The sequence below is a fragment of the Pseudomonas sp. PONIH3 genome (genome assembly GCF_002934345.1).
GTDB lineage: Bacteria > Pseudomonadota > Gammaproteobacteria > Pseudomonadales > Pseudomonadaceae > Aquipseudomonas > Aquipseudomonas soli.
Genome location: NZ_CP026386.1, coordinates 2,265,066 through 2,288,381, shown reverse-complemented (window position 1 = coordinate 2,288,381; position 23,316 = coordinate 2,265,066). Strand labels below are relative to the sequence as shown.

Sequence of the window (23,316 nt, the reverse complement as noted above, 5' to 3'; positions counted from 1 at the left end):
GATGAACGAACCGTCCCCTCGCGAGGATCGCGAATCAGCCGGCAAGGGCGTGCTGTACCTGCAATTTCGCATCGCCGACCAGCGCTTCGCCCTGGACGTGCGCGAAGTGATCGAAGTGCTGCCGTGCCGTACCCTCAAGCCCATTGCCCAGTCGCCGGGCTGGGTGGCCGGCGTGCTCGCCCACCGTGGTGTGCTGGTGCCGGTGATCGACCTGTCGGCGCTGAGCTTCGGTGTGCCGGCACAGTCGCGCAGCAGTACGCGGATGGTACTGGTGCACTACCGCGCTGACTCGCGCCGCCCTGACCTGCAGCTGGGGCTTGTCCTGGAGCAGGCTACCGATACGCTGCGCTGTGCCCCCGAGGAATTCCAGCCATACGGCCTGGACAATGCCGACGCGCGCTACCTCGGGCCGGTCCGCCAGGACGCCCGCGGTTTGTTGCAGCGCATCCAGGTGAACGACCTGTTGTCGGACGCGGTGCGTGAGCTGCTGTACCCCGGCGGGCCCGGGCAGGAGCCAGCATGAGCGAGCAACGTTTCTTCCGTTTCCTGCAGGAACGTATCGGGCTGGATGTGGAGTCGGTCGGCGCAGCGATGGTCGAGCGCGCCCTGCGCCAGCGCTGCACGCTCGTGCAGGCTGCGGATCTCGATGACTACTGGCTGCGTTTGCAGCAGTCCGGCGATGAGCAGCAGGCCCTGATCGAGGCGGTCATCGTTCCGGAGACCTGGTTTTTCCGCTACCCAGAATCCTTCACCGCGCTGGCGGGGCTGGCGCACAAGCGTGCGGCAGAACTTGCCGGCGCACGGCCCCTGCGCATCCTCAGCCTGCCGTGCTCGACGGGCGAGGAACCCTACTCGATCGCCATGGCCTTGCTCGACGCTGGCCTGAGCCCGGGCGCTTTCCGCGTCGATGGCATTGATATCAGCCCCAGTTCGGTGGCCAAGGGCGAGCAGGCGCTGTACGGGCGCAACTCCTTTCGCGGCAGCGAGCTGGCCTTTCGCGAGCGGCACTTCAGCCCAAGCGGCGATACCCATCGCCTGGATGAGCGGGTGCGCCAGCAAGTCAGCCTGCAGGCGGGCAACGTGCTCGACCCGGCGCTCAAAGCGCGTGAAGGGCTATACGATTTCGTGTTCTGTCGCAACTTGCTGATCTACTTCGATGTTCCGACCCAGCAGCGGGTGTTCGAGGTACTCAAGCGCCTGATCCACGCCCAGGGCGTGCTGTTCATCGGCCCCGCCGAGGGCAGCCTGCTGGCGCGCCTGGGCATGCGCCCGCTGGGGATTGCCCAGTCATTCGCCTACGTGCGCCAGGATGATGCCCCACGGCCTGTTGCCAAGCCGTTGCCGGTTGCGCGCCAGCCGGTCGCTGCGCCGCTGCCGCCACGTGTCGTGGCACTGCCGCCCCGCGTCGCCAGGTCGAGCGCGGTGCCAGCGACGCCGGTACCGGCGCAAGACGAAGCGCAGTTGCTGGCCCTCATTGCCCGGCAGGCCAATGCCGGTGAAAACCGGCAGGCCAGGGCGGACTGCGAGCGCTATCTGCGCCAGTTCGCCCCCAAGGCGCAGGTCTATTACTGGCTGGGGTTGCTCAGTGACACCGAAGGCGATGCCGCGCAGGCCATCACCCATTATCGCAAGGCGCTCTACCTCGAGCCGCAGCACCCTGAGGCACTGATGCACCTGGCCATGCTGCTGGCTGCGCAGGGGGACGAGGCCGGTGCCCGGCGCCTGCAGGAGCGTGCCGCCCGGGCCGGCAGGGAGTCTGAACGATGAGCGGCGGATACCATATGCAACTGATCGCCAATGACGACCAGCCCATCGACGATTGCTGGAACCGCATCGGCGTGCATGGCGACAAACAGTGCCCGTTGCTGGAGCGGCATGTGCACTGCCGCAATTGCGAGGTGTATGCCGACGCGGCCACGCGCTTGCTGGATCGCTATGCGCTGGTCCAGGACGAACAGGTCGAAACGGCCATCGTGGGGGAATGCGCGGTCGGCCGCTCGATGCTGCTGTTCCGCCTCGGCGAGGAGTGGCTGGCCCTGGCCACCGCCTGCCTTGCCGAGATCGCCCCGGCGCAGCCGGTGCACTCGTTGCCGCACCAGCGCTCGCGGGTGCTGCAGGGGGTCGCCAATGTGCGCGGTGCGCTGGTGCCTTGCCTGTCGCTCGCCGACCTGCTGGGCGTGCCGACGCAGTCGGGCGCGGAGCGCACCGGGCGGAGCATGCCGCGCATGCTGATCCTGGCGGCCGAGGGTGGGCCGGTGGTGGTGCCGGTGGACGAGATCGACGGCATCCATCGTCTTGACCTTGCGGGCCAGGACCACGGCCGCGATGCTGCGCATTTCACCGCCGCCGTGTTGCAGTGGCGAGGGCGCAGTGTGCGAGTGCTGGATGAACAACACCTGATGTCAGCCGTGAAGCGGAGCCTGTCATGACCCCGGAGCAAATGCGCGATGCGTCGCTGCTCGAGCTGTTCAGCCTGGAGGCCGAGGCCCAGACCCAGGTGCTCAGCGCCGGCTTGATGGCGCTGGAGCGCAACCCTGCGCAACCCGACCAGCTCGAGGCCTGCATGCGTGCGGCGCACTCGCTCAAGGGTGCTGCGCGGATTGTCGGTATCGATGCCGGGGTCAGCGTCGCCCACGTCATGGAAGACTGCCTGGTGGCCGCCCAGGAAGGTCGCCTGCTGCTGCGTCCGGAGCATATCGACGCCTTGTTGCAGGGCACTGACCTGTTGATGCGCATCGCGACCCCTGGAGATCAGGGTGGCGACGCCGCCGTGGCGGTGTTCTTGGCACAGATGACAGCACTGCTCGAGCCTTCTGCGCCCGTGCCGGTGATCGCGCAGGCTGGCGTTCCAGGCGCGCCGCCCGCTGCCTTGGCGGCGCGGCCGGAACCCGAGCCAACGCTCCAGGCCCCGCCGGAGCTTGAACCCGAAGCTGAACCCGTGCCAGCCCGCAAGGCCGGCAAGCGCGGTGGTGAGGGGGGCGAGCGGGTCTTGCGGGTGACCGCCGACCGTCTTAACAGCCTGCTGGATCTGTCGAGCAAGTCGCTGGTCGAGACCCAGCGGCTGAAACCCTACCTGGCCACCCTGCAGCGCCTGAAGCGCATGCATGGCCAGGGCATGCGCGGCCTCGATGGCCTGAAGGCCCAGCTGGAAGAGAGCGGGCAGGGGCCGGAGGTGCTGGAAGCGCTGGCCCAGACCCAGCAGTTGCTGGCTGAAACCCAGCAGATCCTCTTGCAGCAGGCGGCCGATCTCGACGAGTTCGGTTGGCAGGCCAGCCAGCGCGCGCAACTGCTGTACGACACGGCGCTGGCCTGTCGCATGCGTCCGTTCGCCGATGTGCTCACCGGCCAGAGCCGGATGGTCCGCGACCTCGGGCGCTCGCTGGGCAAGCCGGTGCGCCTGTTAATCGAGGGCGAGAAGACCCAGGTCGACCGTGACGTGCTGGAAAAGCTCGAGGCGCCGCTGACGCACCTGCTGCGCAACGCGGTCGATCATGGCATCGAACTGCCCGAGCAGCGCCTGCTGGCCGGTAAACCGAGCGAGGGCACCGTGCGCCTGCGCGCCTCGCACCAGGCCGGGCTGCTGATTCTGGAACTGTCCGACGACGGTGCCGGTATCGATCTGCAGCGCTTGCGCGAGAGTATCGTCGAGCGCGCATTGTCGCCGGCCGAGACGGTGGCGCAGATGAGCGAGGCCGAGCTGCTGACCTTCCTGTTCCTGCCGGGGTTCAGCCTGCGCGACACGGTCACCGAAGTGTCCGGGCGCGGTGTCGGCCTGGATGCGGTGCAGCACATGGTCCGTGAGCTGCGCGGCTCCATCGAGTTGACCCAGGTGGCCGGCCAGGGATGTTGCTTCCATGTGGAAGTACCGTTGACCTTGTCGGTGGTTCGCAGCCTGGTCGTCGAGGTGGGCGGCGAGGCCTACGCCTTCCCGCTGGCGCATATCGAGCGCACCGTCGACGTGGCGGCCGAGGCCATCGTGCAGATTGAAGGGCGGCAGCACTTCTGGCACGAAGGGCGACACATCGGCTTGGTGGCCGCCAGCCAGCTGCTCAACCGGCCGGCGGCCCAGGGCGACGAACAGAGCCTGCGGGTGGTGGTGATCCGCGAGCGCGAGCAGCTCTATGGGGTGGCCGTCGAGCGGCTGATCGGCGAGCGGGTGCTGGTGGTGATGCCGCTGGACCCGCGCCTGGGCAAAGTCCAGGACATCTCCGCTGGCGCCTTGCTCGACGACGGTTCGGTGGTGCTGATCGTCGATGTCGAGGACTTGCTGCGCTCGGTGGACAAGCTGCTCAGCACCGGCCGCCTGGAGCGTATCGAGCGCGGTGGGCGGGGCGTCAAGGGTGCGGTGCGCAAGCGCATCCTGGTGGTCGACGACTCGCTCACCGTGCGCGAACTGCAACGCAAGCTGCTGGGTCACCGCGGCTACGAAGTGGCGGTGGCCGTGGATGGCATGGACGGCTGGAACGCGCTGCGCAGCGATGATTTCGACCTGTTGATCACTGACATCGACATGCCGCGCATGGACGGGATCGAGCTGGTCACCCTGGTGCGGCGCGACAACCGCCTGCAATCGTTGCCGGTGATGGTGGTGTCCTATAAGGATCGCGAAGAAGACCGGCGTCGTGGACTGGATGCCGGTGCCGACTATTATTTGGCCAAGGCCAGCTTCCACGACGATGCGTTGCTGGATGCGGTCGAGGAGCTGATCGGAGGTGCCCAGGGATGAGAATCGCCATTGTCAACGACATGCCCATGGCCGTCGAGGCCCTGCGCCGGGCGTTGGCATTCGAGCCCGCGCACCAGGTGATCTGGGTCGCCGGCAACGGCGCCGAGGCGGTGCGCCTGTGCGCCGAGCAGACGCCGGATCTGATCCTCATGGACCTGATCATGCCGGTCATGGACGGCGTGGAGGCGACCCGGCGCATCATGGCCGAAACCCCGTGCGCCATCGTCATCGTCACCGTGGACCGCAAGCAGAATGTGCACCGGGTCTTCGAGGCCATGGGCCATGGCGCCCTGGATGTGGTCGACACCCCGGCATTGGGCGCGGGTGATGCACGCGAGGCGGCCGCGCCACTGTTGCGCAAGATCCTCAACATCGGCTGGCTGATCGGCCAGCAGCGGCCCAGCGCGCCTCGGGCGGTTAGCGTGCCGCTGCGCGAGGCCTCGCAGCGCCGCGCACTGGTCGCCATCGGCTCGTCCGCGGGTGGGCCTGCCGCTTTGGAAGTACTGCTCAAGGGGCTGCCGCGCAGTTTTCCGGCGGCCATCGTGCTGGTCCAGCATGTCGACCAGGTTTTCGCCGCCGGCATGGCCGAGTGGCTCAGCAGCGCCTCCGGCCTGCCGGTGCGCCTGGCCCGCGAGGGTGAGCCGCCACAGCCGGGGCAGGTGCTGCTGGCCGGCACCAACCACCATATCCGCCTCCTTAAGAATGGCGAGCTGGCCTACACTGCCGAGCCCGTCAACGAAATCTACCGCCCCTCGATCGATGTGTTCTTCGAGAGCGTGGCGCGCTGCTGGTCCGGCGATGCGGTGGGCGTGCTGCTCACCGGCATGGGGCGCGACGGCGCCCAGGGCCTGAAGCTGATGCGCCAGCAGGGCTTCCTGACCATCGCCCAGGACCAGCAGAGCAGCGCGGTGTACGGCATGCCCAAGGCCGCTGCGGCGATCGACGCGGCGGTGGAAATACGTCCGCTGGAGCGAATCGCCGGACGACTGATGGAAATCTTTCCGAAATGACGATATGTATTGAGTCGCGCCGCGTGGCCGGCAGTGGATGGGTGATTACGCATGAATGATCTACCGATCGAAGGTTTCACGACCATCAACGAAAGTGCGGCGATGGTCCTGCTGGTCGATGATCAGGCCATGATCGGCGAAGCGGTGCGCCGTGGCCTCGCCCACGAAGAGAACATCGACTTCCACTTCTGCGCCGACCCGCACCAGGCGGTGGCCCAGGCCATGCGCATCAAGCCCACGGTAATCCTCCAGGACCTGATCATGCCGGGCCTTGATGGCCTGACCCTGGTGCGCGAATACCGCAACAACCCGGCCACCCAGGACATTCCGATCATCGTCCTGTCGACCAAGGAGGATCCGCTGGTCAAGAGCGCGGCCTTCGCCGCCGGGGCCAACGACTACCTGGTCAAGTTGCCGGATACCATCGAGCTGGTGGCGCGTATCCGCTACCACTCGCGCTCCTACCTCACCCTGTTGCAGCGCGACGAGGCCTACCGCGCGCTGCGCGTAAGCCAGCAGCAGTTGCTCGACACCAACCTGATGCTGCAGCGGCTGATGAACTCGGACGGCCTGACCGGGTTATCCAACCGTCGTCACTTCGACGAATACCTGGAGCTGGAATGGCGCCGGGCGATTCGCGAGCAGCAGCAGTTGTCGCTGTTGATGATCGATGTCGACTATTTCAAGGCGTTCAACGACAGTTTCGGCCACCTGGCCGGCGACGAGGCCCTGCGCCAGGTGGCCGAGGCCATCCGTGGCTGCTGCTCGCGTCCCACCGACCTGCCGGCGCGTTATGGCGGTGAGGAGTTCGCCCTGGTGCTGCCCAACACTTCGCCCGGCGGCGCGCGCCTGGTGGCCGAAAAACTGCGCCAGACCATCATGGGCCTGAAGATCGCCCATACCGTGCCCGAGGCGGCGTCGCACCTGACCGTGAGCATCGGCCTGGCGACCCTGACCCCGAGTGTCGGCAGCCATTGCCGACAGCTGATCTCGGCGGCGGACAAGGGGCTGTACCAGGCCAAGAACAGTGGGCGCAATCAGGTCGGGATCGCCTGAGTCAGTTGCTGAAAGGGCAACGGTGTTTTCTGTGGGAGCCGGCTTGCCGGCGAGAGGCCGCGACAGCAATTGCAAGACTGGAGCCTCACCTGCAAAAGCGTGCTACGACTCATGAAACAGCGTGAATACTGGCCAAAGGCTGCCTGTGCGACCATGAACAACCTTTCACCCAGGAACTTCCGCTCCCAAAGCAGCTCTTATCCCGGTAGCCATTGGTCGCGGCCGCCTGCTAAGCTCGCGGCTTTACCCTGATTGCCCTCATGGCGCATGAACAAGGAAATTACATGAAACAGCATCGTTTGGCGGCCGCGGTTGCCCTGGTAGGCCTGGTCCTCGCCGGTTGCGACGCCCAGACCAGCAGCGTCGAGCTGAAGACCCCAGCACAGAAGGCCTCCTACGGTATCGGCCTGAACATGGGCAAGAGCCTGGCCCAGGAAGGCATGGACGACCTCGACTCGAAAGCCGTCGCCCAAGGCATCGAGGACGCTGTTGGCAAGAAGGAACAGCGCATCAAGGACGAAGAGCTGGTCGAAGCCTTCACCGCCTTGCAGAAGCGCGCCGAAGAACGCCTGACCAAGGCCAGCGAGGAAGCAGCCGCCGCCGGCAAGAAATTCCTTGAGGAAAACGGCAAGAAACCTGGCGTGATCACCACCGCCTCGGGCCTGCAGTATGAAGTGGTGAAGAAGGCCGATGGCCCGCAACCCAAGCCGACCGACGTCGTCACCGTCCACTACGAGGGCAAGCTGACCGACGGCAAGGTATTCGACAGCTCCGTCGAGCGCGGCAGCCCGATCGACCTGCCGGTCAGCGGCGTGATCCCGGGTTGGGTCGAAGGCCTGCAACTGATGCATGTCGGCGAGAAGTACAAGCTGTACATCCCTGCTGAACTGGCCTACGGCGCCCAGAGCCCGAGCCCGCTGATTCCGGCCAACTCGGTCCTGGTGTTCGACCTGGAACTGCTGGCCATCAAAGACCCGGCCAAGGCTGGCGAAGCACCGGCCAAGTAATAGCCGTCGTGTTGCATGAAGACGCCCCGTTTCGACGGGGCGTCGTCGTTTTCAGCAGTGCTTGACGCGAACCGTTGGCGTCATTCACTGTCGCAAGCAGTGCCCGGCCTGAATATAGGTGCCTTTGTCGCAAAACGTTTGCGCGGTTGAAACGGTTGTGTAAAAAACGCCCGATTCGTACCCGGCCCTTGCCCGGTGGGCACCACGCGGCGTCAATGCCGCCCTGTTCACAAGGTTATCCACAATAAATGTGGATAACCTCTGGCTCCCCTGGAGGCCCCATGAGCGCACCCTGGAATTTCGCCCGCTTCCTGCCCCTTGCCGAACGCTTGCTCAGCCGCGGCCGGCTGCCGGCATTGCTGTTCGCAGTGGCCCGTAAAGGGCCGAAGCTGGGCCAACTGCGCGAGGACCTGCGCCTGATGCAGGCGCTTTGCCTGGCCTGGTGGCGTGGCGAGTACCGCGCTGTCAGCCCCAAGGCACTGGTGACCATCGTCGCCGGGCTGCTCTACTTCGTCAGCCCACTGGATGCCATCCCCGACTGGCTGCTGGGTGTCGGCCTACTCGATGACATCGCCGTGCTGGGCTGGGTGCTCAAGACCGTGGCTGATGAGCTGGGCCGCTTCAAGGCTTGGCGCGACAGCCAGGCGCCGGAGCGGCTGCGCGTGGTCGAACGGCTGCCGGATACCGCTGAAGCGCTGCGCCTGGAAAGGCCTGGCAGCTGATTCCGCACAGACCCCCGAGGTTGGTAATATAATTGGCATAAGGGTTATGCCTACGGATTACATGCCGTAATCCAACGTCAAGGGGGTTGTATGGGTATTCAGGTCATCAGCCGGGACGGTCAGCCCGAGTACGCAGTGGTTCCCTGGGAGCAGTATCAGGCGTTGCTCGCGGCCGCAGGCCAGGCACCGGCCAGCGCACCCGTCACCGACAGCAATGTTGCCAGCACTCAACCAAGCGCCAGCCTGTCCTCACTGGATGAGCTGGCGTCCTTGCGTCAGGCCAAGGGGCTGGCGCCGGAGCAGCTGGCACGCAGTGTCGGCATCAGCCCGGCATACCTGGCCATGATCGAGTCTGGCGAGCGCCGCCCCGACGCGGCCATTCTGCGCAGCCTGGCGTGGCACCTGGGCGTGGCCGGCTGGAGCGAGCCGTCATGAGCCAGGTCAGGATCAGCCGTCAGCAGTGGCAGGGCCTGCTGAGCGAGCTCGACCTGGCCCGCCGGCAACGCCATCTGCTGACCTACCGGGCACTGCTCGAGCGTTTGCAATTGCCCAGCCCGGCCATGCAGACCTTGACCGCGGCCCTTGAGTACCTGGCGGTGCTCGACGCCCGCGCCGAGCAGCCGCTGCGCAGTTCGCTGGTGATCAGCCAAGGCGCCAGCCGCCTGCCACGTACCGGGTTTTTCGAGTGTGTCGAGCGCCTGGGACGGTTTTCCGGTCCGGTGGACGGCATGGAGGCTGCGTCCTGGCATGCCTCGGAAGTGGTGCGGGTGTTCGAGTACCGCTATCCAGAAGAGGCTTGAAACCGGAGGAGGGAGCTACCTGACGTGGTAGCGGTTGCCGGAGCCTGCCAGGGGGTTACTCCAGTACTGTCGTATCGATCAGGCTCAGGCTCGCGCCACCGATTTCCTTGGCCTTTCTTTTCGCTTGTGAGGCAAGCTCGGCCAGCTGGCCGGCATCCATCCCTGCGCAGCTTCCCGGTTCGAGCCAAACCACCCCGATCGACAAGGACAGCAACTCGAACGTTTCATGTTGACCTTGCCTGTTGTGAGCGACGAAGCATCCGGCTTCCAGATGTTCACCACGATAGAAGCGTCGACAGTCCCGAACGAAGGCCTCTACCAGCAGTTCAATACGAGCTCGCCAGTCTGCCGATCCCAATACCAGCATGAAATCATCCCCACCGATATGGCCGACGAAATCCCTGCTTGGATCGACGCAGTCGCTCAGGCACTGTGCCAGGCACAACAGCACTTCGTCGCCACGGGCATAGCCATAGATATCGTTGAAGGGTTTGAAGTTGTCGATGTCCACGTAGCATACGGCGGCCTCGCGCCGTTGCAGCAGCAAGCGCGCCAGGCACTGCTGGATCGGCACGTTGCCCGGCAGCAAAGTGAGTGGGTTGGCGTGCCTTGCCTGCTGGATCTTCTGTTCGGTGATCAGCTTGAGTACGTCGATCACTCGCCCCAGCCCCACGTAGCGCCCACTCTGGGTGATGATGAAATCTTCCTCGATGCGCTGGCGGGCGCGGCTGGTAAGCAGCCGGCTGACTTGCTGCAGCGACTGGCTGCGCTCGACGGCGAGAAAATCCTGGCTCATCAATCGGCTGATTGGTTTGCGGGCGAAAAGGTCGGTGCCGAAGGGCTTTAGCAGGGCCTCGGCTAGTGAATAGCGGTGGACGATGCCACAGGGTTTGCCACGCTCGTCCAGCACCGCGAGCGAATTGAGGTTGGCCTGGCGGTGGAACGCCTCGAGCACGTGCTGAATGGTGGTATCGCGCGTGACCGAGGGTTGCAGGATGAGTAGCGCGCTGAGATCGCTGCTGTCTTCGTCCAGTGCCACGTTCGTATCCATCGCCGGGGGCAACGGGCCGATGCTGTCACCTGGGGGAAACTCCTGGGGGCGCCCCAGCAGGTAGCCCTGGACCAGATCCACCCCCATGTCGCCCAGTATCGCCAGTTCCTCGGCCAACTCGATACCTTCCGCGATCACCTGGGCACGGGAAGCACGGGCGATCTGCAGGATCGAACCGACGAACTCACGCTTGAGTGGGTCCTGGTGGATGCTGTCGATGAAATGTCGGTCGATCTTTACATAATCCGGGCGCAATTCCGACCACAGCCGCAGGCTGGAGTACCCGGCACCCAGGTCATCCAGAGCGATGGAAAAACCCATGTCGCGGTAGTGGTGCAGGGCGTTGTACAGCAGTTGGAAGTCTTCGGTGGGGGTCTGCTCGGTCAGTTCGATGACCACCCGGCTGGGGGACAGGCCGACCTGTTCGAGCATCTGCAGAGTGCGCCCGGAAGGGTAATTGGGTTCCACCAGGGATTCGGGCGAGACGTTGAGAAACAGCTGGCCCCCAAGGTTCAGCTCGCTGAAGCGTCGGCAGGCGGTTTCCCGGCACAGCACCTCCAGTTCACCCAGGCGACCGGCCTGGCGGGCGATGGCGAACAGGTTCAGGGGCGAGTGCAAGGGGCTGTTGGAGGGGCCGCGACTCAGGGCCTCATAGCCGAGGATGCGCCGTTCGGAAAGGCAGACGATGGGTTGGAACAGACAGTGGATGCTGCGTTGAGCCAGGATGGCACTCAATGCGCTGAGCTGTTCGGTGACGGTCATGGACTGCTTCCTGAATTGAAAAGGGCCGGACGCTTGCACGTTCGGCCCTTCTATTTCACGACAGTCCGGTGACTGTTTGATGACAGCTCACATTATTTTGCCATCATTTCAGTGCTTGGCCACCGAGGTGCTGAGGCTCAGGTAGTCGAGCAGGATGCGACCGGTCTCGGACAGGTAGGCATCGTCCTCGGGCTTGGTGTCGTCCGGCTCGGCGGGCAGGGCGTCCTCGTCCTCTTTTTTCAGTTCCTTGAGCGGCTCTTCGCCCTTGGCCTTGCGTCGGATGTTCTCAAGCGCCAGCTGTTTGGCTTCGATCTCGTCGTGGCGAGCGCGACGTTGCTGCTCGTTGAGGCTGACGGTCTTCTCGTTCATCAGCTTCTGGGTCAGTGCCAGGCGGTCGCGGATATAGACGAACTCGGCATCCTTGTCGCTGCGCGCCTCATGCTGCGCCTTGAGCTGCGTCAGGAACGGTTTGAACGGATCGGAGGCAGGCTTGACCACTGGACGGATGGTGTCCCACGGCATGGCTTCAGGCAGCGCGCTTTCGCCGATCTCCTTGGTGTCGATGATCGACGGGTAGGCGATGTCCGGCAGCACGCCCTGGTGCTGGGTGCTCTGCCCGGAAACCCGGTAGAACTTGGCCAGCGTCAGCTTGAGTTCGCCATGGTTGAGCGGCTGGATGGTTTGCACGGTGCCTTTGCCGAAGGTCTGGCCACCAATGATCAGCGCACGGTGGTAGTCCTGCATGGCCCCGGCGAAAATTTCCGAGGCGGACGCCGACAGGCGGTTGACCAGCAGTGCCAGCGGGCCTTTGTAGAAGGCGCCGGGGTTCTCGTCTTCGAGCACGTCGACGCGCCCGTCGCTGTTGCGCACCAGCACGGTCGGGCCCTTCTCGATGAACAGGCTGGTCAGCTCGGTGGCTTCCTGCAGCGAGCCGCCACCGTTGTTGCGCAGGTCGATGACCACGCCGTCGACTTTCTCTTTCTGCAGCTCGGTGAGCAGCTTCTTCACGTCGCGGGTGGTGCTCTTGTAATCCGGATCACCAGCGCGGTAGGCCTTGAAGTCCAGATAGAAGGCCGGGATCTCGATGATGCCGAGCTTGTAGTCGCGGCCATCCTGCTTGAGCTTGAGCACCGACTTCTTCGCCGCCTGCTCCTCGAGCTTGACCGCTTCGCGGGTGATCGAGACGATCTTGCTGGTCTGGTCGTTCGGCGCGTTGCTGGCCGGGATGACCTCCAGGCGCACCACCGAGCCTTTCGGGCCGCGGATCAGCTTGACCACTTCGTCAAGACGCCAGCCGACCACGTCGACCATTTCCTTGTTGCCCTGGGCGACGCCGATGATCTTGTCGGCCGGCGCCACCTGCTTGGTCTTGGCGGCAGGGCCGGCCGGCACCAGGCGTACGATCTTGACCTGGTCGTTGTCGCTCTGCAGCACCGCGCCGATGCCTTCGAGCGACAGGCTCATGTTGATGTCGAAGTTCTCGGCGTTGTCCGGCGACAGGTAGTTGGTGTGCGGGTCGTAGGACTGGGCGAAGGTGTTGATATAGGCCTGGAAGATGTCTTCCGCGCGGGTCTGGTCCAGGCGCGCCAGCTGGTTCTTGTAGCGCTTGGTCAGGGTTTCCTGGATCTGCTTGGGATCCTTGCCGGCGATCTTCTGGCGCAGCACTTCGTCCTTGACGCGCTTGCGCCACAGGTCGTCGAGCTCGGCCTGGTTCTTCATCCACGGGGCATCCTTGCGGTCGACCAGCAGGTCTTCCTTCACCGTGAAGTCGATCTTGTCGGCACCCTTGGCCAGCTCCGCCAGGGCGAAGTCCAGGCGCGATTTCACGCGGTCAAGGTAGCGCTTGTAGATGGTGAAGCCCGGCTCGAGGTTGCCGCTTTTCAGGAAGTCGTCGAACTGGGTCTTCCATTTGTCGAATTCGGCGATGTCGGCGGCAGTGAAGTAGCTGCGCGAAGGGTCGAGCAGCTTGATGTAGCTGTCATAGATGATGACCGAACGGGCGTCGTCCAGCGGCGGCTTGCTGTAGTGGTGGCGCTTGAGCAGCTCGACGATGTTGAGGCTGGCGACTACTTCGTCGCGGTCTGGCTGCAGGCTGTCCCACTTGTTGGCGGCGGCCGCATTGCCACCGAGCGTGAGGCTGCCCAGGCCGATCATGAGGGCGAGGGCGGTGCTGGGGAGGAAATGCTTCATGCTGATTCGACGTGGAGGCAATTGATCACGCATAGTAGGCCGTCTTATCCGTTCGCCGGTTCCATCGGAGCCGGACGCATACTGCAAAAAGCCTGGGACTTGGCGTGCCCAGGCTCGGTCATATGATTCAACTATGGAGGCACTGTGAAGGCATTGCAAGGCGTTGACGGACATGTGGCGTGGGTCGAGGCCGAGCGCCCGGCATGCGATGCCGGGCAGGTACGTATCCGTGTGGCCGCCGCGGGCCTGAACCGCGCCGACCTGCTGCAGCGCGCAGGGCTGTATCCGCCACCGCCCGGTGCGAGCCTTTACCTGGGCCTGGAATGCGCCGGCGTGGTCGAGGAAGTTGGAGCCGGTGCCGATTGGCGCGTGGGCGATCGGGTCTGTGCATTGCTCGCCGGCGGCGGCATGGCCGAGGAGGTGGTGGTCGACGCCCGTCATGTGCTGCCGGTGCCCGAAGCGTTGAGCCTGCACGAGGCCGCTGCGATTCCAGAGGTGTATGCCACGGCCTGGCTGAACATCTTCCAGCTGGGGGCATTGAAGGCTGGCGAGAAGGTACTGGTGCATGCCGGCGCCAGTGGCGTGGGCTCTGCGGCCATCCAGCTGTGCAAGGCATTCGGCAGCCCGGTGTGGGTCAGCGTCGGCTCGCCGGAGCGCCTGGCCTACTGTGAGTCGCTGGGGGCTGCGGGTGGCGTGGTGCGTAATGGCAACCTCGACGACCTGAAGCAGCTCGGTCCATTCGATGTGATTCTGGACCCGGTGGGTGCCAGCTATGCGTCGCTCAACCTTCAACTGCTGGCCCTAGACGGGCGTTGGGTGATCATTGGCCTGATGGGCGGGCGCAAGGTCGAGCTGGATTTGGCGCTGGTGTTGGGCAAGCGCCTGGAAATCACCGGGTCCACGCTGCGCAACCGTGATGACGGGTTCAAGGCCGAATTGTTGCGCGAATTGCGCCAGCAGGTGTGGCCGTTGTTCAGCGAGGGGCGACTGTCGCCACAGCTGGTCGACACCTATCCGGGTGAATTTGCCGAAGCTGCGTATGCGGAGCTGGCAAGCAACCAGGTTTCCGGGAAGCTGGTGCTGGTGATCGATCCAGCATTGGCTTGATGGCGGTTCGTGGGAGCGGGCCGGCGCCGCGAGGTCGATACAGAGGCTGTTCTCTTCGCGGCTAGCCCGGTCCCATGCCGGTCCAGGTCTTACTCGTGGTTCGCTGGTACCAGGATCGTGTCCTTGGCCTCCGGTAGCATCCCCGGATAATCCAAGGTGTAATGCAGGCCCCGGCTTTCCTTGCGTTGCATGGCCGAGCGGATCATCAACTCGGCCACCTGCGCCAGGTTGCGCAGCTCGATCAGGTCACGGCTGACCTTGTAGTTGCTGTAGAACTCGTCGATTTCGTCCAGCAACATGCGCACCCGGTGCTCGGCCCGTTGCAGGCGTTTGCTGGTGCGCACGATGCCGACATAGTCCCACATGAAACGCCGCAGTTCGTCCCAGTTGTGCGCGATGATCACGTCCTCGTCCGAATCGGTGACCTGGCTGGCATCCCAGCAGGGCAGGGCACGGGGCATGGCGACCTGGTCCAGGCGCGCCTCGATGTCGGCGGCGGCAGCGCGACCGTAGACGAAGCATTCAAGCAGCGAGTTGCTGGCCATGCGGTTGGCGCCATGCAGGCCGGTGAAGCTTGTTTCGCCGATGGCGTACAGGCCGGGCACGTCGCTGTGGCCATGCTCGTCGATCATTACCCCACCACAGGTGTAATGGGCTGCCGGTACCACCGGGATAGCCTGACGGGTGATGTCGATACCGAACGCCAGGCAGCGTTCGTAGACTGTCGGGAAGTGATTCTTGATGAAGTCGGCCGGCTTGTGGCTGATGTCCAGGTAGACGCAGTCCACCCCCAGGCGCTTCATCTCGTGGTCGATGGCGCGGGCAACGATATCCCGTGGCGCCAGCTCTTCACGTGGGTCGAAGCGCGGCATGAAGCGCTCGCCGTTGGGCAGGCGCAGCAGCGCACCCTCGCCGCGCAGGGCCTCGGTGATCAGGAAACTCTTGGCCTGCGGATGGTACAGGCAGGTCGGGTGGAATTGGTTGAACTCAAGATTTGCCACCCGGCAGCCGGCGCGCCAGGCCATGGCGATGCCGTCGCCGCAAGCACCGTCGGGATTGCTGGTATAGAGGTACACCTTGGCCGCGCCGCCGGTGGCCAGCACGGTGAAACGGGCGCCGAAGGTGTCCACCTCGCCGGTGTTGCGGTCCAGGACGTAGGCGCCAAGGCAGCGATCTCCATCCAGGCCCAGGCGCCGCTCGGTGATCAGGTCGACGGCCACGCGCTGTTCCAGCAACTGGATGTTCGGCCGCTTGCGCGCCTGCTCCAGCAAGGTAGTGAAGATCGCGGCGCCGGTGGCGTCGGCGGCATGGATGATGCGCCGGTGGCTGTGGCCGCCCTCGCGGGTCAGGTGGAACTCGAAACCGCCGTCGTCGACGCTGTAGTGTTCGTCACGGGTGAACGGCACACCCTGCTCGATCAGCCACTGGATGGCTTCGCGGCTGTGCTCGACGGTGAAACGCACTGCATCCTCATGACACAAGCCACCTCCGGCATTGAGGGTATCCTCGACATGCGACTGTACGGTATCGGTGTCATCGAGCACTGCGGCGACGCCGCCTTGGGCCCAGAAGGTCGAACCGTTGGCCAGGTCGCCCTTGCTCAGCACGGCGATGCGCAGGTGGCCGGGAAGGTTCAGTGCCAGGCTGAGACCGGCGGCACCGCTACCGATCACCAGGACATCATGTTGGAATTGTTGGCTCATGTCGGGACACTAGTAATCTTTGGGGGGGGCACGGCACAATAGTCGGGCGCCGATGGCAATGTGAAACTATCGTGAAACCGGATCGGGTTGCCTTTATAGCAGTCCCGGGCGCCTGATTTCCAATGGCACTTGCGGGTGAGTGGCGATCTTTCTGGGAACTTTCCGATATGCCTGGAAATCCTATACAGGCTGCCCTTACGCCAAAGATTGCCGCGGCGACGCAAGGCACCAGTCCTATTCTGGGCTGGCACCTGCGTAATGAATCCTGATTATCGACGTAGCCGGCCGTAACCGCGCTGCGTCTTCCGTGCGAGCCGACCAAGGGCCGTAGGAAACTTGCTTGGAGGGGAGAACTTTTGCGCAAAGCCCGAGTCTATGGTTGCAAGCCTGAACGATGGTTGTTGCAACGCTCCTTCGAGATCATTGAGGAGTGTTCATGCTAACCCAGGAAGAGGATCAGCAGCTTGTCGAGCGCGTGCAGCGTGGCGACAGGCGAGCGTTCGATCTGTTGGTGCTGAAGTATCAGCACAAGATTCTCGGGTTGATCGTACGTTTCGTACACGACACCCATGAAGCGCAGGACGTGGCGCAGGAAGCCTTCATCAAGGCATACCGTGCGCTTGGGAATTTTCGCGGAGACAGTGCCTTCTACACCTGGCTGTACCGCATCGCCATAAACACGGCGAAGAACTACCTGGTATCCCGTGGAAGGCGGCCACCAGACAGTGATGTGAGCTCCGAGGATGCGGAGTTTTACGACGGCGATCATGGCCTCAAGGATCTCGAGTCCCCAGAGCGCGCGTTGTTGCGGGATGAAATCGAAGGCACTGTCCATCGAACAATCCAGCAACTGCCGGAAGATTTGCGCACGGCACTGACCCTGCGCGAGTTCGATGGACTGAGTTATGAAGACATTGCCAGTGTCATGCAATGTCCGGTGGGTACCGTGCGCTCTCGAATTTTCCGCGCTCGGGAGGCCATAGATAAAGCCCTGCAACCTTTGTTGCAGGAAACCTGAGACAGCGGCGACAGCCAAGAGAGGAACCGCCATGAGTCGTGAAGCTTTGCAGGAATCGCTGTCCGCAGTGATGGATAACGAAGCGGACGAACTGGAACTGCGTCGCGTGCTGAACGCGGTCGACGATGCAGAAACCCGCGCCACCTGGTCGCGCTACCAGATTGCCCGCGCAGCCATGCACAAGGAACTGCTGATGCCCAAGCTGGACATCGCCTCGGCAGTTTCCGCGGCGCTGGCCGACGAGGCCGTCCCGGCCAAGGTCAAGCAGGGCCCATGGCGCAGCATCGGCCGCCTGGCCGTGGCCGCATCGGTGACTGTTGCCGTGCTCGCTGGCGTGCGCTTGTACAACCAGGATGAAATCACCGGAGCCCAGTTGGCCGCCCAGCAACCGGCCCAGCAAGGGCTGAGCATGCCTCAGGTGCAAGGTCCGGCTGTATTGGCAGGCTATAGTGAGAGCAACGAGCAACCGACCGGGCCAATGGCCAACGGTGTGCTGCAGAACCAGGCTGGCTGGGATCAGCGGCTGCCAGGTTACCTGCGTCAGCATGCCCAGGAGTCCGCGCTGAAGGGCAACGAGACCGCGCTGCCTTACGCTCGCGCTGCCAGCCTGGAAAACCGCTAAGTAAGGAGGATCATGCGCGCGCTACCTCTCCTGTCGCTGCTGCTTGGCAGCAGCCTGACGGTGCAGGCCCTGGCCGCCAATTCCTCGCCTGAGGCGAGTGAGTGGCTGAACAAGCTGGCACGGGCCGAGCAGCAGCAGAGTTACCAGGGTTCCTTCGTTTACGAGCGTAACGGCAGCTTCTCTTCCCACGATATCTGGCATCGCGTCCAGGATGGCAAGGTCAGCGAGCGGCTGTTGCAGCTCGACGGCTCGGCCCAGGAAATCGTGCGGGTCAATGGCAAGGTGCAGTGCGTCAGTGGCAACCTGGTCACCAGTGTGAGTGCCCCGCCGGATAATGCCGCGCGTGTGCTTGATCCCTTGAAACTGATGAGCTGGTACGACCTGAGCGTGTCAGGCGAGTCACGCGTTGCCGGGCGCGACGCCGTGGTTGTCTCCCTCACCCCGCGTGACCAGCACCGCTATGCCTTCGAACTGCACCTTGATCGCCGCACCGGACTGCCCCTGCGTTCGTTGATGCTCAACGACAAGGGCCAGTTGCTTGAGCGTTTCCAGATGACTCGCCTGGATACCGACACGGTGCCGACCGACGCCGACCTTGGTGCTGGCGCTGCCTGCCGACCTGTCGATAAGATCGCGCCAGGCACTTCAGAGGGTGTTGCCGGATGGCGTTCCGATTGGCTGCCGCCGGGTTTCGAGCTGGTCAACAGCTCAGTACGGCGCGATCCCGAGCGCAAGAGTACTGTCAGCAGTCTGATGTATGACGATGGTCTGGCCCGTTTTTCGGTCTTCCTTGAACCGATCGGCAACGAGTCCGGTATCGATACCCGCGCCCAGCTTGGGCCCACTGTCGCAGTATCGCGGCGCCTGACAACCCCCAAAGGCAAGGTGATGGTCACGGTGGTTGGCGAGATTCCGCTGGGCACGGCCGAACGTGTCGCCTTGTCGATGCGGGCCCAGGATGCCCAGGCGCGGCAATGACAGCGCAGTGTTCTGACAGCTCTTGTTACACAGAGCTGACATGAAATTAAGGCATTGTCATTTGCAATCCTGCCGCAAATTTTCTATAGGTCAGGCTTCTCGGAGTCTGGCCTTTCCTGCGTCTGCGGGAACCTTACTGCTAACTACGCTCGTTGTGACGGGAGCCGTATGTCAATACCACGCTTGAAAACCTACCTATCGATGTTCGCTGCCGTGCTGATGCTCGGCCAGATGCTCAGCGCCCAGGCCGAAGAGTCCCTGCCGGACTTCACCACCTTGGTCGAGCAGGCCTCGCCGGCAGTGGTCAACATCAGTACCAAGCAGAAACTGCCGGATCGCCGCGTTGCCGCCGGGCAGATGCCCGACCTCGAAGGCCTGCCGCCGATGTTCCGCGAGTTTTTCGAGCGCAACATGCCGCAGCAGCCGCGCTCCCCACGCGGTGATCGCCAGCGTGAAGCGCAGTCTCTGGGATCTGGCTTCATCATTTCCAGCGACGGTTACGTGCTGACCAACAATCATGTGGTAGCCGACGCCGACGAGATCATCGTCCGCCTGTCCGACCGCAGTGAGCTGCAGGCCAAGCTGGTGGGCACCGACCCACGCACCGACGTGGCTCTGCTCAAGGTCGACGGCAAGAACCTGCCGACCGTGAAGCTGGGCGATTCGGAAAAGCTCAAGGTAGGTGAATGGGTGCTGGCCATCGGTTCGCCGTTCGGCTTCGACCACTCGGTGACCAAGGGTATCGTCAGCGCCAAGGGCCGCACGTTGCCTAACGACACCTATGTGCCGTTCATCCAGACCGACGTGGCGATCAACCCGGGGAACTCCGGTGGCCCGCTGTTCAACATGAAAGGCGAGGTGGTGGGCATCAACTCGCAGATCTTCACCCGTTCCGGCGGCTTCATGGGGCTGTCGTTCGCCATCCCGATCGACGTGGCGATCGATGTGTCGAACCAGCTGAAGAAAGACGGCAAGGTCAGCCGCGGCTGGCTGGGCGTGGTGATCCAGGAGGTCAACAAAGATCTGGCCGAATCCTTCGGCCTTGACAAGCCGGCCGGCGCCCTGGTGGCACAGGTCCTGGAGAACGGGCCGGCAGCCAAGGGCGGCCTGCAGGTGGGCGATGTCATTCTGAGCATGAATGGCCAGCCGATCGTCATGTCCGCCGACCTGCCGCACCTGGTGGGCAGCCTGAAGGATGGCGAGAAAGCCAAGCTCGAGATCATCCGCAACGGCAAGCGTCAGAACCTGGATGTCACCATCGGCGCATTGCCCGAGGATGACGCCGACATCGGCATGGGTGCCGGTGCCGATGGCAGTGCCGAACGCAGCAGCAACCGCCTGGGCGTCTCTGTCGCCGACCTGAGCGCCGAGCAGAAAAAGTCGCTCGAACTCAAGGGCGGTGTGGTCATCAAGGAAGTCCAGGATGGCCCTGCGGCCATGATCGGCCTGCGTCCGGGCGATGTGATCAGCCACCTGAACAACCAGGCCATTGCCTCGGCCAAGCAGTTCACCGAGATTGCCAAGGACCTGCCGAAGAACCGTTCAGTGTCCATGCGCGTGCTGCGCCAGGGGCGCGCCAGCTTCATCACCTTCAAGCTGGCTGAATAAGCTGGATGAAAGGTAGGAAAAGGGCAGCTTCGGCTGCCCTTTTCTATGAGTGGGCAGGCGTCCGCTGTCCGTGGCGGCCTGCTGCCATGCAGCTTGTATACAGACCGATAGAGGAATCTCCCATATCCCCGCGGCTTGAGGTACAATTCCCGGCTATTTTTCGGCGGGCGTCCGGCTCGCAGCCTTTTCGAGTGTTGACCCGTGAGTGATTTGAGTCATATCCGCAATTTCTCCATCATCGCCCACATCGACCATGGCAAGTCGACGCTGGCCGACCGTTTCATCCAGATGTGCGGTGGCCTGTCTGCGCGCGAAATGGAAGCCCAGGTCCTCGACTCCATGGACCTGGAGCGCGAACGCGGTATCACCATCAAGGCCCACAGCGTCACGCTGCACTACAAGGCGCAGGATGGTAAAACCTACCAGCTGAACTTCATCGACACCCCCGGCCATGTCGACTTCACCTATGAAGTCTCGCGCTCGCTGGCGGCGTGCGAGGGCGCGCTGCTGGTGGTCGATGCCGGCCAGGGCGTCGAGGCGCAGTCGGTGGCCAACTGCTACACCGCCATCGAGCAGGGCCTGGAAGTCATGCCCGTGCTGAACAAGATGGACCTGCCCCAGGCTGACCCGGACCGCGTCAAGGACGAGATCGAGAAGATCATCGGCATCGACGCTACCGACGCCGTGGCGTGCAGTGCCAAGAGCGGCATGGGCGTCGACGAGGTGCTCGAGCGCCTGGTACATACCATTCCCGCACCGACCGGTGAGATCGATGCACCGCTGCAGGCACTGATCATCGACTCCTGGTTCGACAACTACCTGGGCGTGGTCTCGCTGGTGCGTGTGCGCCAGGGCCGCGTGAAGAAAGGCGACAAGATCCTGGTCAAGTCCACCGGCAAGGTGCACCTGGTCGACAGCGTCGGCGTGTTCACCCCGAAACACACCCAGACCGCCGATCTGAAAGCCGGTGAAGTGGGCTTCATCATCGCCAGCATCAAGGACATTCACGGCGCGCCGGTCGGTGACACCCTGACCCTGTCCAGCACCCCGGAAGTCGAAATGCTGGCGGGCTTCAAGAAGATCCAGCCGCAGGTCTACGCGGGCCTGTTCCCGGTCAGCTCCGACGATTTCGAGGACTTCCGCGACGCCCTGCAGAAGCTGACCCTGAACGACTCGTCGCTGCAATACATGCCGGAAAGCTCCGACGCCCTGGGCTTCGGCTTCCGTTGCGGCTTCCTCGGCATGCTGCACATGGAGATCATCCAGGAGCGCCTGGAGCGCGAATACGACCTGGACCTGATCACCACCGCGCCAAGCGTGATCTACGAGCTCGAGCTCAAGACCGGCGAGACCATCGTCGTCGACAACCCATCGAAGCTGCCGGACGTCTCGTCCGTCACCGACTTCCGCGAACCGATCGTCACCGCGACCATCCTGGTTCCGCAGGAGCACCTGGGCAACGTCATCACCCTGTGCATCGAGAAGCGTGGCGTGCAGCGCGACATGCAGTTCCTCGGCAGCCAGGTGCAGGTGCGCTACGACATGCCGATGAACGAAGTGGTCCTGGACTTCTTCGACCGGCTCAAGTCCACCAGCCGCGGCTACGCGTCGCTGGACTACCATTTCGACCGCTACCAGTCGGCCAACCTGGTCAAGCTGGACGTGCTGATCAACGGCGACAAGGTCGATGCCCTGGCCCTGATCGTGCACCGCGACAACGCCGCCTACAAAGGCCGTGCGTTGACCGAAAAGATGAAGGAACTGATCCCTCGGCAGATGTTCGACGTGGCGATCCAGGCAGCTATCGGCGGCCAGATCATCGCGCGGACAACCGTCAAGGCGCTCAGAAAGAACGTACTGGCTAAGTGCTACGGCGGTGACGTCAGCCGTAAGAAGAAGCTGCTGGAGAAGCAGAAGGCCGGTAAGAAACGCATGAAGCAGGTGGGTAACGTGGAAATTCCACAGGAAGCCTTCCTCGCTGTGCTCAGGTTGGATAGCTAGGTCCTATGTCGCTAAATTTCCCGCTGTTGCTCGTCATCGCCGTTGCCGTCTGCGGTCTGTTGGGTCTGCTCGACCTGCTGTTCCTGGCCCCGCGCCGGCGTGCGGCGATCGCCAACTACCAGGGCAGCGTCAGCCAACCCGAAATGGCCGTGGTCGAACGCCTGAACAAGGAACCGTTGCTGGTTGAGTACGGCAAGTCGTTCTTCCCGGTGCTGTTCATCGTGCTGGTGCTGCGCTCCTTCCTGGTCGAGCCGTTCCAGATCCCGTCGGGGTCGATGAAGCCGACGCTGGAAGTGGGCGACTTCATCCTGGTGAACAAGTTCTCCTACGGCATTCGCCTGCCGGTGATCGACAAGAAGGTCATCGAGGTGGGTGATCCGCAGCGCGGGGATGTGATGGTGTTCCGCTACCCGAGCGACCCCAACGTCAACTACATCAAGCGTGTGGTCGGCCTGCCGGGCGATGTGATCCGCTACACCGCCGACAAGCGCCTGTTCGTCAATGGCCAGGCGATTGCCGAGCAGTTGGTCGGCAGCGAGCCGGGCACCCTGGGCAGCGCCGAGCTGTACAAGGAGAAGCTCGGTGAAGCCGAGCACCTGATCCGCAAGGAAATGACCCGCTACCGCATGCCGCCGGACCAGCAATGGAGCGTGCCGGCCGGTCACTACTTCATGATGGGTGACAACCGCGACAACTCCAACGACAGCCGTTTCTGGGATGATCCGAACATTCCCAAGGAACTGCACGGCATGGTTCCGGACCGGAACATCGTCGGCAAGGCCTTCGCGGTCTGGATGAGCTGGCCAGAGCCGAAACTCAGCCACTTCCCGAACCTGTCGCGGGTCGGGCTGATCCATTGAGTAACGACGGCGCTGTCCACGGACGGCGCCGATTGCATTTCTGACATAGGCTGTGTTCTCAGGGAGCGAGGCTTTCGCCGTTGCCGGCGTCTGAC

General features: G+C 63.7%; 20 protein-coding genes. 17 read left to right on the top strand and 3 right to left on the bottom strand.

Annotated elements, in window-relative coordinates; translation table 11 throughout:
• The first annotated feature begins 1 nt into the window (after position 1).
• The 10 genes from C3F42_RS10535 to C3F42_RS10490 all read left to right on the top strand — a co-directional run bounded on the left by C3F42_RS10535 (position 2) and on the right by C3F42_RS10490 (position 9,321).
• Positions 2 to 523, top strand: a complete 522-nt coding sequence (locus C3F42_RS10535) for a chemotaxis protein CheW (protein WP_094010135.1) — start codon at positions 2 to 4, stop codon at positions 521 to 523.
• Positions 520 to 1,767 carry a protein-glutamate O-methyltransferase CheR gene (locus C3F42_RS10530; RefSeq protein ID WP_094010134.1) on the top strand — a complete coding sequence of 416 codons (1,248 nt, stop codon included), beginning with the start codon at positions 520 to 522 and terminating at the stop codon, positions 1,765 to 1,767. The genes C3F42_RS10535 and C3F42_RS10530 overlap by 4 nt, the downstream gene beginning before the upstream one ends.
• On the top strand, positions 1,764 to 2,429 hold the full coding sequence (locus C3F42_RS10525) for a chemotaxis protein CheW (protein ID WP_038705556.1): 666 nt from the start codon (positions 1,764 to 1,766) through the stop codon (positions 2,427 to 2,429). The genes C3F42_RS10530 and C3F42_RS10525 overlap by 4 nt, the downstream gene beginning before the upstream one ends.
• On the top strand, positions 2,426 to 4,726 hold the full coding sequence (locus C3F42_RS10520) for a hybrid sensor histidine kinase/response regulator (protein ID WP_094010133.1): 2,301 nt from the start codon (positions 2,426 to 2,428) through the stop codon (positions 4,724 to 4,726). The genes C3F42_RS10525 and C3F42_RS10520 overlap by 4 nt, the downstream gene beginning before the upstream one ends.
• A complete protein-coding gene (locus C3F42_RS10515; protein ID WP_038705558.1) occupies positions 4,723 to 5,736 on the top strand; it encodes a chemotaxis response regulator protein-glutamate methylesterase in 1,014 nt (337 codons plus the stop codon). Before C3F42_RS10520 ends, C3F42_RS10515 begins: the two co-directional genes overlap by 4 nt.
• 51 nt (positions 5,737 to 5,787) lie before the next feature.
• The gene (locus C3F42_RS10510) at positions 5,788 to 6,792 is read left to right on the top strand and encodes a PleD family two-component system response regulator (RefSeq protein WP_038705559.1); all 1,005 of its coding nucleotides are present in this window, start codon (positions 5,788 to 5,790) and stop codon (positions 6,790 to 6,792) included.
• A 284-nt stretch (positions 6,793 to 7,076) separates the two neighbouring features.
• Positions 7,077 to 7,799: an FKBP-type peptidyl-prolyl cis-trans isomerase gene (locus tag C3F42_RS10505; protein WP_038705560.1), complete on the top strand. Its 723-nt coding sequence runs from the start codon at positions 7,077 to 7,079 to the stop codon at positions 7,797 to 7,799.
• 281 nt (positions 7,800 to 8,080) lie between these two features.
• The gene (locus C3F42_RS10500) at positions 8,081 to 8,521 is read left to right on the top strand and encodes a YkvA family protein (RefSeq protein WP_023632316.1); all 441 of its coding nucleotides are present in this window, start codon (positions 8,081 to 8,083) and stop codon (positions 8,519 to 8,521) included.
• A gap of 90 nt (positions 8,522 to 8,611) precedes the next feature.
• Positions 8,612 to 8,956 (top strand): helix-turn-helix transcriptional regulator, encoded by a 345-nt coding sequence (locus tag C3F42_RS10495; RefSeq protein WP_038705561.1) that lies wholly within the window; start codon positions 8,612 to 8,614, stop codon positions 8,954 to 8,956.
• Positions 8,953 to 9,321, top strand: coding sequence for a hypothetical protein (locus C3F42_RS10490; protein ID WP_023629774.1), 369 nt, complete (start codon positions 8,953 to 8,955; stop codon positions 9,319 to 9,321). Before C3F42_RS10495 ends, C3F42_RS10490 begins: the two co-directional genes overlap by 4 nt.
• 55 nt (positions 9,322 to 9,376) lie before the next feature.
• Here C3F42_RS10490 and C3F42_RS10485 read toward each other — a convergent pair whose 3' ends face one another.
• Both C3F42_RS10485 and C3F42_RS10480 read right to left on the bottom strand, forming a co-directional pair.
• The gene (locus C3F42_RS10485) at positions 9,377 to 11,134 is read right to left on the bottom strand and encodes a bifunctional diguanylate cyclase/phosphodiesterase (protein WP_094010131.1); all 1,758 of its coding nucleotides are present in this window, start codon (positions 11,132 to 11,134) and stop codon (positions 9,377 to 9,379) included.
• Positions 11,135 to 11,242: 108 nt separating this feature from the next.
• Positions 11,243 to 13,324, bottom strand: coding sequence for a carboxy terminal-processing peptidase (locus C3F42_RS10480; protein ID WP_031314804.1), 2,082 nt, complete (start codon positions 13,322 to 13,324; stop codon positions 11,243 to 11,245).
• 144 nt (positions 13,325 to 13,468) lie between these two features.
• On the opposite strand from C3F42_RS10480, the gene C3F42_RS10475 reads away from it, so the two are divergent.
• On the top strand, positions 13,469 to 14,431 hold the full coding sequence (locus tag C3F42_RS10475; RefSeq protein WP_104444405.1) for an NAD(P)H-quinone oxidoreductase: 963 nt from the start codon (positions 13,469 to 13,471) through the stop codon (positions 14,429 to 14,431).
• A gap of 89 nt (positions 14,432 to 14,520) precedes the next feature.
• Here C3F42_RS10475 and nadB read toward each other — a convergent pair whose 3' ends face one another.
• A complete protein-coding gene (nadB, locus tag C3F42_RS10470) occupies positions 14,521 to 16,134 on the bottom strand; it encodes an L-aspartate oxidase (RefSeq protein WP_094010129.1) in 1,614 nt (537 codons plus the stop codon).
• A 436-nt stretch (positions 16,135 to 16,570) separates the two neighbouring features.
• Between nadB and rpoE the strand changes: the two genes are divergently transcribed.
• The 6 genes from rpoE to lepB all read left to right on the top strand — a co-directional run bounded on the left by rpoE (position 16,571) and on the right by lepB (position 23,221).
• Positions 16,571 to 17,152, top strand: a complete 582-nt coding sequence (gene rpoE, locus C3F42_RS10465; protein WP_010220971.1) for an RNA polymerase sigma factor RpoE — start codon at positions 16,571 to 16,573, stop codon at positions 17,150 to 17,152.
• A 31-nt stretch (positions 17,153 to 17,183) separates the two neighbouring features.
• Positions 17,184 to 17,774: a sigma-E factor negative regulatory protein gene (locus C3F42_RS10460; protein WP_094010128.1), complete on the top strand. Its 591-nt coding sequence runs from the start codon at positions 17,184 to 17,186 to the stop codon at positions 17,772 to 17,774.
• A gap of 12 nt (positions 17,775 to 17,786) precedes the next feature.
• A complete protein-coding gene (locus C3F42_RS10455; RefSeq protein WP_094010127.1) occupies positions 17,787 to 18,752 on the top strand; it encodes a MucB/RseB C-terminal domain-containing protein in 966 nt (321 codons plus the stop codon).
• Between the two features lie 201 nt (positions 18,753 to 18,953).
• A complete protein-coding gene (locus C3F42_RS10450; RefSeq protein WP_371041504.1) occupies positions 18,954 to 20,360 on the top strand; it encodes a DegQ family serine endoprotease in 1,407 nt (468 codons plus the stop codon).
• Positions 20,361 to 20,561: 201 nt separating this feature from the next.
• Entirely contained in the window at positions 20,562 to 22,361 is a 1,800-nt protein-coding gene (gene lepA / locus C3F42_RS10445) for a translation elongation factor 4 (RefSeq protein WP_038705563.1), read from the top strand.
• 5 nt (positions 22,362 to 22,366) lie between these two features.
• Positions 22,367 to 23,221 (top strand): signal peptidase I, encoded by an 855-nt coding sequence (lepB, locus tag C3F42_RS10440; protein WP_094010125.1) that lies wholly within the window; start codon positions 22,367 to 22,369, stop codon positions 23,219 to 23,221.
• The last annotated feature ends 95 nt before the right edge of the window (positions 23,222 to 23,316 follow it).

What these genes read in the sequence shown, in the direction of transcription:
- C3F42_RS10490 (WP_023629774.1), top strand. Translation starts at nt 8,953, where the DNA reads ATGAGCCAGGTCAGGATCAGCCGTCAGCAGTGGCAGGGCCTGCTGAGC.
- C3F42_RS10505 (WP_038705560.1), top strand. Translation starts at nt 7,077, where the DNA reads ATGAAACAGCATCGTTTGGCGGCCGCGGTTGCCCTGGTAGGCCTGGTC.
- C3F42_RS10450 (WP_371041504.1), top strand. Translation starts at nt 18,954, where the DNA reads ATGTTCGCTGCCGTGCTGATGCTCGGCCAGATGCTCAGCGCCCAGGCC.
- C3F42_RS10460 (WP_094010128.1), top strand. Translation starts at nt 17,184, where the DNA reads ATGAGTCGTGAAGCTTTGCAGGAATCGCTGTCCGCAGTGATGGATAAC.
- C3F42_RS10525 (WP_038705556.1), top strand. Translation starts at nt 1,764, where the DNA reads ATGAGCGGCGGATACCATATGCAACTGATCGCCAATGACGACCAGCCC.
- nadB (WP_094010129.1), bottom strand. Translation starts at nt 16,134, where the DNA reads ATGAGCCAACAATTCCAACATGATGTCCTGGTGATCGGTAGCGGTGCC.
- C3F42_RS10455 (WP_094010127.1), top strand. Translation starts at nt 17,787, where the DNA reads ATGCGCGCGCTACCTCTCCTGTCGCTGCTGCTTGGCAGCAGCCTGACG.
- C3F42_RS10535 (WP_094010135.1), top strand. Translation starts at nt 2, where the DNA reads ATGAACGAACCGTCCCCTCGCGAGGATCGCGAATCAGCCGGCAAGGGC.
- C3F42_RS10485 (WP_094010131.1), bottom strand. Translation starts at nt 11,134, where the DNA reads ATGACCGTCACCGAACAGCTCAGCGCATTGAGTGCCATCCTGGCTCAA.
- lepB (WP_094010125.1), top strand. Translation starts at nt 22,367, where the DNA reads ATGTCGCTAAATTTCCCGCTGTTGCTCGTCATCGCCGTTGCCGTCTGC.
- C3F42_RS10530 (WP_094010134.1), top strand. Translation starts at nt 520, where the DNA reads ATGAGCGAGCAACGTTTCTTCCGTTTCCTGCAGGAACGTATCGGGCTG.
- C3F42_RS10495 (WP_038705561.1), top strand. Translation starts at nt 8,612, where the DNA reads ATGGGTATTCAGGTCATCAGCCGGGACGGTCAGCCCGAGTACGCAGTG.
- C3F42_RS10510 (WP_038705559.1), top strand. Translation starts at nt 5,788, where the DNA reads ATGAATGATCTACCGATCGAAGGTTTCACGACCATCAACGAAAGTGCG.
- C3F42_RS10515 (WP_038705558.1), top strand. Translation starts at nt 4,723, where the DNA reads ATGAGAATCGCCATTGTCAACGACATGCCCATGGCCGTCGAGGCCCTG.
- rpoE (WP_010220971.1), top strand. Translation starts at nt 16,571, where the DNA reads ATGCTAACCCAGGAAGAGGATCAGCAGCTTGTCGAGCGCGTGCAGCGT.
- C3F42_RS10500 (WP_023632316.1), top strand. Translation starts at nt 8,081, where the DNA reads ATGAGCGCACCCTGGAATTTCGCCCGCTTCCTGCCCCTTGCCGAACGC.
- C3F42_RS10520 (WP_094010133.1), top strand. Translation starts at nt 2,426, where the DNA reads ATGACCCCGGAGCAAATGCGCGATGCGTCGCTGCTCGAGCTGTTCAGC.
- C3F42_RS10480 (WP_031314804.1), bottom strand. Translation starts at nt 13,324, where the DNA reads ATGAAGCATTTCCTCCCCAGCACCGCCCTCGCCCTCATGATCGGCCTG.